Raw genomic sequence first — 11,801 nt, 5'->3', positions numbered from 1 at the left:
AAGTCGGCATGTCTTTTAAGGAGGTTGTAAACATTATGGAAACAAGAATTGAATATGATTCAATGGGACCAGTCGAAGTCGACGCTAGACGAATTTACGGACCTCAAACGCAACGCTCGTTCAATAACTTTAAGATCGGTAACCACCGCATCCCTATTGAACAAATCAAAGCGCTTGCGCTTGTAAAAAAAGCATGTGCTTTAACCAATGCAAAATGTGGCGCAGTAACTGAGGAAAAAGCGAAACTCATCGCTCAAGTAGTAGATGAGATCGTAGATGGCAAATGGGATGATGAATTCCCATTAACAGTATTCCAAACAGGTTCTGGCACACAAACTAACATGAATGTGAACGAGGTAATCGCTCACCGGGCTAAACAGTTAGATGAAAGCAACCCGCTCCATCCTAACGACGATGTAAACCGCGGCCAAAGTACAAACGATACATTCCCTACGGCAATGCATATCTGTGCGTACTTTGAAATTACAAAACGCGTAATACCTGCATTGGACGGCCTTATCCAATCCTTCGAGAAATTGCAAGAAAAAGGCAAAGGCTTGCAAAAAGTTGGTCGTACACACCTACAAGATGCTACTTTCATCATGGTGGACCAAGAAATCAGTGCCTTTGTGGACGGCTTAAAAACTGCAAAAACTATGCTCCTTCAAAACGCTGACTACCTACTCGACGTAGCCCTTGGCGGCACTGCGGTCGGCACAGGTGTAAACACGCCTAAAGGCTATCTAGACGTTATGGAAACTGTATTGCCAGAGGTAACAGGTGCTCCATTCCGCGTGAAAAACAACAAATTCCAAGGACTCGCTCTTAAAGATGCGTTCATGATGGCTCACGGTGCACTTAACACATTGGCTACAACACTGTTCAAAATCGCTAACGACGTTCGCTTCTTAGGCTCTGGCCCTCGTTGCGGTTACGGCGAATGGCATCTACCTGAAAACGAACCGGGCTCCTCCATCATGCCAGGCAAGGTAAATCCTACACAATGTGAAGCCTTAACCATGGTATGCGCCCAAGTATTTGGTCATAATACAACTATGACACTCTGTGCAGGCAGCGGTGCGTTCCAATTGAACGTGTACATGCCTATCATGATCTATGATTTTGTTGAAAGCTGTCGCCTCCTCGCAGACGCTATGAACTCTTTCACAACACACTGCATCGACGGCGTAGAATTTGTGCCTGAAAAACTCAACTTCTTCGTAGAACAATCCCTCATGATTGCTACATCCTTAACACCATACATCGGCTACGACAAGAGTGCTAAGGTTGTAAAAGAAGCGTACAAACGCGGTTGCTCTATCAAAGAAATCATCTTGGAAGAAAAACTTATGACTGAAGACGAATTTGCTGAAGCAGTTCGCATGAAATAAAATCTCTCTCATCTCTATGACATATATGTAACATCCTCTCATACCTCAAATGAACGGAAAAAGCCCCGATACATAACGTATCGGGGCTTTCTATCTTAAATCTTAGATCAGCTTATTAACTTTCAACAAAATTAACGCAGACATTATGTAAGCAAAAATAAAAAGAACTACATACATCTGTTTTTTTCTAGCCCATTCATAATAGCGACTACGAGGTGGCTGTTTTAATAATACAGCTAACACAAAAACAGGCTGCAAGAACCACACTAATACAATTGGTACAGCGATATAATCTAAGAAATAAAACATGCTAAATAGCATAAACGGATATGTAATAATTGCCGACCAGGAAAGAACCTTCATGAAACCATAATCAGAATTAGCAATTAAAGATACTAATAATGGTGAAAGCTTTTTCCTTAATAAGATTTTATAAATAAGCCAATATAAAGCAATCCACGAAAAAATGATAGCTTCTAAAACTAATGGTAAATGAATATGCACAAATGCTAACCTCTTTTACGTCTTAAATAGTTATAAATATAGTTCCATACCACATAGGTCAAAAAGATTACAATATATACAGTAACAAAAAAATAAAAATCAACTTCATCCGCAATCATTTCAGGATTCATAACAATAGTAAAAGGGATAATTATAAGAAAGAAAAGTACAACTCCCCTCACCAAATAATTATAAATTTTTAAAAACATAAACTTACTCCTACAATAAAAATGATAGTCTCACAACACAACTAAAAATTTTAACTCTAATATATCATAACTTTTATATAAGTTCATATAATAAAAAGAGGTATTGTATTTTCATATACAATACCTCTTTTAGTTTGTCCCCTATGGTTTCTAATATTTCACAAGGTTTATAGTCATTAATATAATCAAAGTTATGATAAAAATCATCTGTTTCGTACTTAACAGTTCATAGGTCTCGTTAAATGTATTATTATCAAATGCTTGTATTATCAGTTCTTCTTGTTTACTGAATTCTAGGTATATATCTAAATGGCATCCAACGGCCACTAGTATTGCTATTTTAAGATATCCCTTATATATATCCGCTGTCATATCGTAGATTAGAGAGATATCAAATAGCATAAGCAGAATGGTACATATAAGGATTTTATGGATAAAGGATTTACTATACATAATTGTATCCCTTTAATGAGCTTACCTTTTATTCTAAGGAGCTCACCTTTACTTCTAAGCTACTCCGTCAAAGAATGTAATGACTGTAATTTCTCGTGGGCAGTTGATACGGATTGGGAACCAATGTCCTGAGCCATTATTAACATAGCACACGCTTTGTTCTTCTACGTAGCGACCTTTTGTATATGGTGTACCTGTTGGTACCAACGGCATGCCCATAAAGACGATTTGACCACCGTGAGTGTGACCAGAGAGGGTCAACGGAATTTTACGTTCAATGGCTTCTTCAAAGAATTCAGGGTGATGTGCCAATAAGATAACAAAGGCATAGTCCGGAATACCAGATAAAGCCTTATCGATCATAGCTTCACGTTTTTCTTTTTCTCGATCATTATCATAGGCAACACCAGCAATGTATACAGGTTGCTTTCCGCCCATAATTTGAATATTGCTATTCACAAGAATATTCATCGGTGTATTGTGTTTCAATTCGTCTAGTACCTTATTTACGTCGTGATGGTACTCATGATTGCCCAAGATAAAATCGACGCCGTCTGGAATTTGTTTTGCAAAGGTTGTTAATCTTTCACAGACTTGTGGTAACCAAGCGATTTTATCGATTAAGTCACCAGTGATGACAACGCGATTAGGCTTCTCTACAAGGGCGAGCTTTAAAATTTCATCAAGACCATCTAAATCGATGCTTGGACCGACGTGGATATCACTGAGTTGAACGATTTTATAGTCCTTTAAGCCAGGTGGTAAGTTCGTATACCCAAAGCTTTCATGAGTGACCTCAATCTCATGTTGACCTACATAGGCAGCATAGCTAGAACCACCGATTGTTGCTAACGGCACCACTGTGGCTGCCGTTCTAAAGAAAGCGCGACGGCCTGTTCTATTCTCCTCTGGCGTTTTGCTCCAAATCTTATTAACCGCCCAGTATAACAAGCTGAGAACGATGAATACAGGAATAGCCAAGAATAAACCAAAGAGAAAACCATAGCTTTCAGTACGGAACATATTCATCAACGGATAATACATCGTTCCATATAGATCTACTTGATTTAGTATATAGTATCGAATGGCAGCGAACCACGCACCGATAATGATGATATAGCCTACCCAGGCAGGCCATTTCTTTTTAGGCTTCCACAAGTTGAGGAATAGAGCCCAAAATCCTACCAATCCTATTACGAGGATAGCAGAAAAAATGATATTAAATAGAATTCTCATTCATTGCTCCTACAAATTATTTTGCAATCTCCGTCAATTTACCATGAGGACCTGCCCAAGCATACTCGGCGAACTCATCGCGCTTGATGAGCATCCAATCCTTTGGCAACTGCTTTTGGATAGCTCCGATCGTTATATTCTTAGCATCTCCTACGTACATTAAATCGCCACAAAATGCTTTCATGAACCATTTTCGATGAGAGAAAATATGTGTTATCTCTTTTACTAATACTGGTTGCAAGGATAATTCAAAACCTAGATCCCTAACTAACGCCTCAAGGCTTTGTTCTCCGACCTCAAAGGCAGATACCATTTCCACAGATGGGAATTCCCACATGGACCGTAACAATCCACGGTTAGGACGTTTGTGCAATAGATAATAGTCTTCATATTGCAAGATACCTACAAATAGAGGCACCTCTACGACCTTTGTTTTCTTGATGCGTACAGGTAATTTGTCCGTATCCTTATGTTGGTATGCTTCGCACATATTTACAATAGGACATTCTCCGCAGCGTGGAGTTTTTGGAATGCACACAGCAGAACCAAAGTCCATCAAGGCTTGGTTAAAGTCGCCAGGTCGGTCATGAGGCAATGTTTCCTCTACGATAGCGGTTATGGCCTTCTTGCCTTTCGTGCTCAAAATATCGTCAAAGATGCGATACAAACGAGCATAAATGCGCAGTACATTGCCGTCTACAGCCACTTCTGGTTCGTTGTACGCCATAGATAGTACAGCCCCAGCCGTATAAGAACCTACACCCTTCAAGGACTCCATAGTCTTGCGGTCATGAGGTACAACACCACCGTAGTTTTCTACGACATCCTTTACACCAAGACGCAAGTTACGAGCTCGGCTATAATAGCCAAGCCCTTGCCAAGCGTGAACGACCTCATCTTCACTGGACTTTGCCAAATCTTCTAAGGTTGGAAATAGACGCATCCAGTTATCATAATAGGGCTTCATCGCCTCAATGCGGGTCTGTTGGCTCATCACCTCAGAAACCCAAACCTTATAAGGATCCCCACAATCACGCCACGGTAAATCCCGCTTATTCACATCATACCACGCTAATAGCTGTGGCACCCACTTGGGACTCTTTTTATCAGTCATATTACCTCTTAACCATTAACATATAGATCAATGCGCGCCAAGTGTTCGCTTTCAAGAACGGTATCGACGGTGGTTAAATCCATTTTATCTACCGTGCTATTGTCTCGACCAAATACGATAGGCCCTTTTAATTTCTTACCTTCTAGTAGCATCGGCAACCATTGGCGGTCACCATCCCACATGTGCTCGTAGGGAATTTCATCTACTGTCAGCCAATGGGGCTCCATTTCGTCGGTTTCCTCTACATTGCCTGTGAAAGTACGCAAAAAATACACATAACCGACATGCGTTAAGCTTTCATCAAAGGGAAATTGAAAGTCAAAAGCTGCTACACATTCTAGATCTTCTGGGCGACCATGAAGGCCAGATTCCTCAAACAACTCACGGATGGCACAGTCTCGGAAGCTTTCACCAGCCTCGAGTTTACCACCAAATCCATTATATTTATCAGCCCCGAAACCACGTTTTTTACGACCTAGCAATATACGATTTTGTTCATCAATAGGAAATACAAGCGTCGTCGGTTTCATAGAGCCTCCTTAATCATTTATATAATACTCTATTATTATACCATTATTTCATGTACGAATGGGCTAATTATGGTATGATTAAGAGTATAGATTTTCTTACGAGGAAGGAGGCACATGATGAATAAACCACTACGATTTAACATCGCACTAGGGCGCACTAAGCCTGTTAATATTCGCAACGAAGAAGTGCGCTGCCCCTTCTGTGATCGTGCAAAATTAACGGATATCCTAGATACATCGGGTCATATCATATGGCTCATGAACAAATATCCTGTACTAGATAAAACATGGCCCACGGTTATTATCGAAACCGAAACGGACGAAGGCGAATTTTCCACCTTGCCGGCTGACGAAGCAGCTCGTATTCTCCAATTTGGCCTTGATAAATGGCGCGAAACACGACAACGAAAAGAATTCAAATCCGTATTATTCTTTAAAAACCATGGTTATATGTCCGGTGGTTCCATTCGTCATCCTCACAGCCAAATCATAGGCCTTGAAGATTACGATTATCACGAAGATATTACAGCTCAAAATATGGAAGGCTGGCTCTTACACGAGGATCAAGATGTGCGCATCACCTTGTCTACACAGCCCATCATTGGCTTCTTTGAGTACAACATACGCTTTAAACCAGATGCACCGGTGCGCTCCGTAGCATTGCGTTTACAACAGGTATTACGCTATGTATTGCGCAGCATCGCCAACTATAGCCATTCCTATAACTATTTTGTATATAATCTTGAGGACGGCTACGACTATATCAAGGTTGTGGCCCGTTATGTAACAACACCACTCTATGTGGGCTACAAAATTCCTCAAACTTGCGACGAAGAGCGGGCTGCAAAAATCATCCAAGACATTGCACCGTACTTCCACGCCTCTAAATAGTTTAATGATACACATTTAATCTAAAGAGTTTTGATAATACATTTTTGTTCTAAATAGCTTTGAGTATATATTTGAAAGGATGTTTATGAAAGTATTTGCCATCGGCGACCTCCATCTATCTGGCAGCCCTCCGACGAAGCCGATGGATATTTTTGGTCCCCATTGGGATAATCACTGGAGCCGCATCAAAGAAGATTGGAACGCCCGTGTAACAGACGAAGATATAGTCTTTCTCGTAGGTGACATGAGTTGGGCCCTTCGCCTCGATGAGGCAGCTTGTGACTTACAAGAAATTGCATCCATGCCGGGAAAGAAATATATGATCCGCGGTAACCACGATTACTGGTGGGCCTCGGCCAACAAGATGCGAAACCTCATGGGCGATGCTATCACCTTCTTACAAGGTCATGGTACAGCACAGCTTATTCAAACAGAAGAAGGTCCACACATTATTGCCTTTGGTGGCACACGCGCTTACCTCTGCCCTGGAGACTCCCATTTCACTCCTGAAACAGACCAATCCATTTACGATAGAGAACTGATTCGCACCGAAGCAGCACTACAAGAAATGGATAAAGCTGTAGAAACACTAATAGAATCATTCAAATCAGAAATAAACGTAGATACTACAGACTCTGATAAAAGCAATCCACTAACTATAGATATAGACAAGATACCAGTAACAAAAATCTTATTGTTACACTATCCTCCATTCAATGAGTCCAACACCACTTCAGGCTTTACGGATCTCATGGAGACATACAATGTAGATACATGTATCTTTGGACATTTACACGATCAAATATCCTTTAAACGTATTCCAAAGGAGTTTGGTTCCACAAAATTAGAGCTAGTATCTGCAGACTATCTAGACTTTAAACTAAAAGAAATTATGTAAGGAGAGACCATGAGTCGCATTCATAAAGAACATTTACAAGCGGGCTATATTTTTGGTGATACTATTAACCAAGAATATATTTACTTGCCCTCTGGTGAGGTAGGCACCGACCATCCATTGGCAGTTCTGGAAACACCGACAAAGCGTGAGGATATCACATTAGATGAAGCAGTCCACATGATTGACACACTTACGTTAAAACGTTGTAGTCATCCTACACTAGGGAAAAAATCATTTTAATAATATAATGGCACTAACAAATTAAGCGGGTAGATATCTACCCGCTTTTTGTATGGATTTATATGGTTTTTCAATCTTCTAAAAAAGATTATCCTAAAAAGCCACCATGGCCCATACGGATGCAATCTTCTTTTGTGATTTCATCATCTGCAACGAGACGTGGCAAGATTTCATCAAAGGCAGTCGGTTTGCTGAATAACACACCGCCTGGAACGCCGAGGATTGGCGTACCATCTGCGCAGTATGCAATACAAACCATGGAGCCTGGCAATACAGGCAAACCATAAGTCACTACGCGATCTGCATAGCGTTTAATGGCCCCTGGTGTTAAATCGTCAGGATCAACGCTCATGCCGCCAGTACAGAAAATAATATCAGCGCCAGCTTGTTTTACCTTGTCGATAGCCGCCACGATATCGTCTGTATTATCCGTTACAATTTCATGAGCTACTTTTTTTACACCAAATTCAGCACAACGTTCTTCAATGATTGGTGTGAAAGCATCTTTAATACGGTCTTCAAATACTTCGGAGCCTGTAGTAACGATGCCCATTGTTTTGCGTACGAATGGTTTTACATTGAGTAAAGGCTTGCCATTAGCGATTTTTTTCGCATCCTCTACTTGTTGTTCCTCTAATAACAATGGAATACAACGCATGCCTGCCAATTTATCGTCTGCTTTTACAGGTGTATTATTAAATCTCGTTACTATGGTAAGCTCGCCAATGCTATTAATAGCATGTAAGCGATCTACATCAACTTTAAAGAGGCCATCTAAGTCTGCAATGGCTTCGATTTTGCCTTGCGCCATAGGGCCATCATGCATGTTCTCGCCACCTGCCATATTGTACAAAGCACGTGCCACATCCTCTTCGTGCAAGAACCCTTCATCTTCAGGTTCCATTACAAAGATATGCTCTTTACCAAGGTCTAATAATTTTGGAATATCCTCTTCCGTAATCACATGCCCACGGCGGAACGGCGTATCTTTCACCTCGCCGATAACAATACGTACTAAATCATGTATTAATGCATGCCCTACAGCATCTTGTGTTCTAATGGATTTCATTTCTTTCCCCTTTAATTCAAAATTCTATGTCATATATTGAATTCTAAATTCTACTCACATATTAATTTCTAAAGTCTGCTCAAGTATTAAATTCTAAAATCTGCTCAAATGTTAAATTCTGAATTCTATACAATGTATGTTATAACAACAAAATGTATCTAATCCTATTCTGAATATCTTACAAATTGGTTTATAAATATCTTCCGAATAAGACCTAAATAGTCTTATGTAGTAATCATATAAAAATGGCTTTATTTACGCTGTAACTCAAGTCACCTTATTTGTTAATTAGATCGTACAGAGTATACGCGCAAGTAGTACACCCACCCAGCAAAGGATTAAGCCCCCTACAACTTGTACAAAGCCATAGAATAAAGCTTGTACATAGGACTCAGACATCATTAGTTGTAGCATTTCAAAAGCAAAGGTAGAGAAGGTTGTAAATGCACCTAGACCACCTACAACTAGGAAAAATCTAGCCCACTGCGGCAAATCTGGCTTTTGCATATATAGACCCAGTACAAGACCAATAATAAGACAACCGATGAGGTTTACTACAACCGTTCCATACGGAAAGGAGCTCACCTTTGTCATAACCCATTCACCAAGAGCCATACGACATAATGCTCCAATGGCCCCACCGAGGGCAACTGCAATGTATTTTTCCATATTGCCTCCTCTACTTACAGTACTATCCTACGACTTTCACAATACGTGTAATTATCTGAAATATCCGATAATTATCTAGTTTTCTATATTAGTCAATCACCAACAGTCTCAGTATACTATATTTAGAGAGCAGGGAAAAGGAAGGAATCCCTATGAAATCTGCATCGACACCGTTAACTGAGCTACGAATCAATACCTATGAAGATCCTCTTTTACAACATCAATATGTGTGTTTAGGTCATAAAATTGCCAATATCCGCATATCATTAAATATGTCCCAATATAAGCTAGCACGCCAAGTTGGTATTAGCCGCAGTTATTTGAGCAAACTAGAATGCGGTACAGGCATATCCGGCATGTCTTTAGAGATCCTATTTAAAATCGCTGAAGCATTCCAAATTGACGTAGGCCAACTCGTAAGGCTGCGCATCGTAGATTATAAAAGCTGTAATGCACATCTTACATCACACTATAAACGATTAGAATTCCTAAGCCATACACGTAACAATACGCCAGCAAAAGCTGATTCAAAGCTAAGCTAAGTTAAATTAAATTAATTAAAGAAATACAGTAACCATCTACTACATAAAAAGCTCCGCCAATGGCGGAGCCTTTCATATAGTATGCCCAATTAAAGGCATTATACTTCATTAAGTTTTTTGTGTTGCACTTCAGCATTTGCTTTTTTGAAGATAAATGCATTATTAATGTGCTGACGCATAGCATTTTCTGCTGCCACTTCATCATGACGCTCAATAGCATCTACGATATGATCATGTTCATCGTCGCAATCATGTGTACGCACTGCATTGAAGGAGCTGATATACATATCGCGATTAACGCGTTCACGGAAGCTCGCAAGGTATTCTACAACGCGTTCATTGCCAGAGTAATGAGCGATCATTGTATGGAATCGACTGTTTACTTCAACACGTTCTGTAGCATCTTCGATTTCATGCATTTCTTTACAGATGTCACGCAATTCTTTAATTTGTTCGTCTGTAGCATGACGTGCACAAAGTCTTGCACCAAGGCCTTCCATTACTTCACGCACTTGATACAATGCAATGATTTCCTCTGGTGTATCAGACTTTACAGTAACGCCCTTCCAAGGAACGATCACTACGAGGTTATCTTTAGCCAATTTACGGAATGCTTCACGCACAGGTGTTGCACTCACTTGCAATTGCTCTGCAATTTTTACTTCGTTAAGCTTTTCTTGTGGCATCAATTCGCCTGTTAAAATAGCTGTTTTTAATGTTAAATACACTTGTTCACTGAGAGGTAATCTTTCAATAGAGTCCACAGCGGACAATTTATATTTATCTTTCGAATCTTGTTTTCCCATTACTATCCCCTAATCTTGTGTCCCGTTATATCTTTCATACTTTCAAAGAACGGCTAAAATGAGTATAATATATTGTACGATATATTTTATATTTTGAATAAATATGTCATATATGATTTAGTGCATATAATATAATTATAGAGCCCATATCTAAGACTGTCAATTTAACGATAGATAATAGCTATATCTCATTTTTGAAAGTAAGGAAGTTATATCATGAGCCGTTGTTTGGTAATCATAAACCCTGTATCGGGTGGCGGTGCGGCGCGCCGATATGCCCTCGATTTACAATGGAAATTGAGCACCTTATTCGAAACGATTGAGGTCAAATTCACTACCGGTGAAGGAGATGCTACACGTTTTGCAAAGGATGCTTGCGAACGCGGATTCGATGCTGTATTTTGCATGGGCGGTGATGGCACCGTAAATGAAACCGTAAATGGTATTGCCCAAGGTGGCTTCAAATCTACCTTTGGTTTTATACCAGTAGGTACTGTTAACGATATGTCTCGTGCCCTTGGCATTCACCAAAATCCAACACAAGCGATCAAACGCATTGATATCAATCAAACTCGTACCATTGATATCGGTCGTTGCAATGATAAATATTTCTGCAACAATATCGCAGCCGGTGTTATTCCAAAGGTAATCGAAGAGGTTACACCAAAGGAAAAAAGTATTTTAGGACCACTCGCCTACTTCTTGCGCGCAGGCCAAGCCTTGTTCACAACGAAAGACTACACATACCGCATCAAAACAGAGAACGACGATTTTATTTGTAAATCCCCGCTCGTTCTTGCATTGCTTACCAATGTAGTGTCTAGCTTTGAACGCTTTATGCCGGAAGCCTCTGTAGACGACGGTTATATGCGTATCATCATCTTCAAGGAATACTTCATCCTCGATATCCTCAGCGTATTACCACTTATCCTCAGTGGTGCCATCTATAACTCTCGTTATACAACATCATTAACTGTGAAAAAAGCTCAAATTGAACTATTATCTGATATCGGTGATTTACCTACTAATATGGATGGCGATCAAGGTCCATCCATGCCAGTAGATATCGAAGTATTGCCGCGTGTACTAAAAGTATTTGCACCAGCAAAACACAAAAAGAAAAAGGCTTTAAATTTGCCTAAATTACCACATATATAACACAAAAGCTCTCTATCAAAAGATAGAGAGCTTTTTTTATGTGTATTACATATCTAATTGTTACGACATATTACACACGAATAGAGAAATC

The 11,801-nt window shown here is 39.9% G+C and carries 13 protein-coding genes; 6 read left to right on the top strand and 7 right to left on the bottom strand.

Annotated elements, in window-relative coordinates; genetic code table 11:
- Positions 1-35 precede the first annotated feature (35 nt).
- Complete coding sequence (locus ACDF53_RS04300; protein WP_370815603.1) at positions 36-1,391, top strand: class II fumarate hydratase; 1,356 nt, start codon at positions 36-38, stop codon at positions 1,389-1,391.
- Between the two features lie 102 nt (positions 1,392-1,493).
- Here the strand turns inward: ACDF53_RS04300 and ACDF53_RS04295 are convergent, their stop codons facing one another.
- The 4 genes from ACDF53_RS04295 to ACDF53_RS04280 form a co-directional block, all read right to left on the bottom strand.
- Positions 1,494-1,895, bottom strand: a complete 402-nt coding sequence (locus tag ACDF53_RS04295; protein ID WP_314982914.1) for a hypothetical protein — start codon at positions 1,893-1,895, stop codon at positions 1,494-1,496.
- A gap of 716 nt (positions 1,896-2,611) precedes the next feature.
- Positions 2,612-3,793, bottom strand: coding sequence for a metallophosphoesterase (locus ACDF53_RS04290; protein ID WP_370815602.1), 1,182 nt, complete (start codon positions 3,791-3,793; stop codon positions 2,612-2,614).
- 16 nt (positions 3,794-3,809) lie between these two features.
- A complete protein-coding gene (gene mutY, locus ACDF53_RS04285; RefSeq protein WP_370815601.1) occupies positions 3,810-4,907 on the bottom strand; it encodes an A/G-specific adenine glycosylase in 1,098 nt (365 codons plus the stop codon).
- Positions 4,908-4,915: 8 nt separating this feature from the next.
- Positions 4,916-5,437 (bottom strand): 8-oxo-dGTP diphosphatase, encoded by a 522-nt coding sequence (locus ACDF53_RS04280; RefSeq protein WP_370815600.1) that lies wholly within the window; start codon positions 5,435-5,437, stop codon positions 4,916-4,918.
- A 117-nt stretch (positions 5,438-5,554) separates the two neighbouring features.
- Here ACDF53_RS04280 and ACDF53_RS04275 point away from each other — a divergent pair, with 117 nt between their 5' ends.
- From ACDF53_RS04275 to ACDF53_RS04265, 3 genes are all read left to right on the top strand, one after another.
- The gene (locus tag ACDF53_RS04275; RefSeq protein WP_295792282.1) at positions 5,555-6,328 is read left to right on the top strand and encodes a DUF4931 domain-containing protein; all 774 of its coding nucleotides are present in this window, start codon (positions 5,555-5,557) and stop codon (positions 6,326-6,328) included.
- Positions 6,329-6,413: 85 nt separating this feature from the next.
- Positions 6,414-7,226 carry a metallophosphoesterase gene (locus tag ACDF53_RS04270; protein ID WP_370815599.1) on the top strand — a complete coding sequence of 271 codons (813 nt, stop codon included), beginning with the start codon at positions 6,414-6,416 and terminating at the stop codon, positions 7,224-7,226.
- A gap of 9 nt (positions 7,227-7,235) precedes the next feature.
- The gene (locus ACDF53_RS04265) at positions 7,236-7,466 is read left to right on the top strand and encodes a hypothetical protein (RefSeq protein ID WP_005385164.1); all 231 of its coding nucleotides are present in this window, start codon (positions 7,236-7,238) and stop codon (positions 7,464-7,466) included.
- A gap of 88 nt (positions 7,467-7,554) precedes the next feature.
- Here ACDF53_RS04265 and ACDF53_RS04260 read toward each other — a convergent pair whose 3' ends face one another.
- Together ACDF53_RS04260 and crcB are read right to left on the bottom strand one after the other, a co-directional pair.
- Positions 7,555-8,535: a molybdopterin-binding protein gene (locus tag ACDF53_RS04260; RefSeq protein ID WP_370815598.1), complete on the bottom strand. Its 981-nt coding sequence runs from the start codon at positions 8,533-8,535 to the stop codon at positions 7,555-7,557.
- A gap of 288 nt (positions 8,536-8,823) precedes the next feature.
- Positions 8,824-9,204: a fluoride efflux transporter CrcB gene (crcB, locus tag ACDF53_RS04255; protein ID WP_370815597.1), complete on the bottom strand. Its 381-nt coding sequence runs from the start codon at positions 9,202-9,204 to the stop codon at positions 8,824-8,826.
- A gap of 152 nt (positions 9,205-9,356) precedes the next feature.
- Here crcB and ACDF53_RS04250 point away from each other — a divergent pair, with 152 nt between their 5' ends.
- Positions 9,357-9,746 (top strand): helix-turn-helix domain-containing protein, encoded by a 390-nt coding sequence (locus ACDF53_RS04250; protein WP_370815596.1) that lies wholly within the window; start codon positions 9,357-9,359, stop codon positions 9,744-9,746.
- Between the two features lie 98 nt (positions 9,747-9,844).
- On the opposite strand, the gene ACDF53_RS04245 is transcribed toward ACDF53_RS04250, so the two are convergent.
- Positions 9,845-10,552: a GntR family transcriptional regulator gene (locus ACDF53_RS04245; RefSeq protein ID WP_325192527.1), complete on the bottom strand. Its 708-nt coding sequence runs from the start codon at positions 10,550-10,552 to the stop codon at positions 9,845-9,847.
- A gap of 216 nt (positions 10,553-10,768) precedes the next feature.
- Here ACDF53_RS04245 and ACDF53_RS04240 point away from each other — a divergent pair, with 216 nt between their 5' ends.
- Complete coding sequence (locus tag ACDF53_RS04240; protein WP_295782256.1) at positions 10,769-11,710, top strand: diacylglycerol kinase family protein; 942 nt, start codon at positions 10,769-10,771, stop codon at positions 11,708-11,710.
- Positions 11,711-11,801 lie beyond the last annotated feature (91 nt).

This window comes from Veillonella sp., assembly GCF_041333735.1.
GTDB lineage: Bacteria > Bacillota > Negativicutes > Veillonellales > Veillonellaceae > Veillonella.
This window is presented reverse-complemented; position numbering and strand designations above follow the sequence as displayed.

Coding starts and splice junctions, on each gene's coding strand:
- ACDF53_RS04275 (WP_295792282.1), top strand. CDS start 5,555: ATGAATAAACCACTACGATTTAACATCGCACTAGGGCGCACTAAGCCT.
- ACDF53_RS04290 (WP_370815602.1), bottom strand. CDS start 3,793: ATGAGAATTCTATTTAATATCATTTTTTCTGCTATCCTCGTAATAGGA.
- ACDF53_RS04250 (WP_370815596.1), top strand. CDS start 9,357: ATGAAATCTGCATCGACACCGTTAACTGAGCTACGAATCAATACCTAT.
- ACDF53_RS04245 (WP_325192527.1), bottom strand. CDS start 10,552: ATGGGAAAACAAGATTCGAAAGATAAATATAAATTGTCCGCTGTGGAC.
- mutY (WP_370815601.1), bottom strand. CDS start 4,907: ATGACTGATAAAAAGAGTCCCAAGTGGGTGCCACAGCTATTAGCGTGG.
- ACDF53_RS04240 (WP_295782256.1), top strand. CDS start 10,769: ATGAGCCGTTGTTTGGTAATCATAAACCCTGTATCGGGTGGCGGTGCG.
- crcB (WP_370815597.1), bottom strand. CDS start 9,204: ATGGAAAAATACATTGCAGTTGCCCTCGGTGGGGCCATTGGAGCATTA.
- ACDF53_RS04280 (WP_370815600.1), bottom strand. CDS start 5,437: ATGAAACCGACGACGCTTGTATTTCCTATTGATGAACAAAATCGTATA.
- ACDF53_RS04270 (WP_370815599.1), top strand. CDS start 6,414: ATGAAAGTATTTGCCATCGGCGACCTCCATCTATCTGGCAGCCCTCCG.
- ACDF53_RS04300 (WP_370815603.1), top strand. CDS start 36: ATGGAAACAAGAATTGAATATGATTCAATGGGACCAGTCGAAGTCGAC.
- ACDF53_RS04265 (WP_005385164.1), top strand. CDS start 7,236: ATGAGTCGCATTCATAAAGAACATTTACAAGCGGGCTATATTTTTGGT.
- ACDF53_RS04260 (WP_370815598.1), bottom strand. CDS start 8,535: ATGAAATCCATTAGAACACAAGATGCTGTAGGGCATGCATTAATACAT.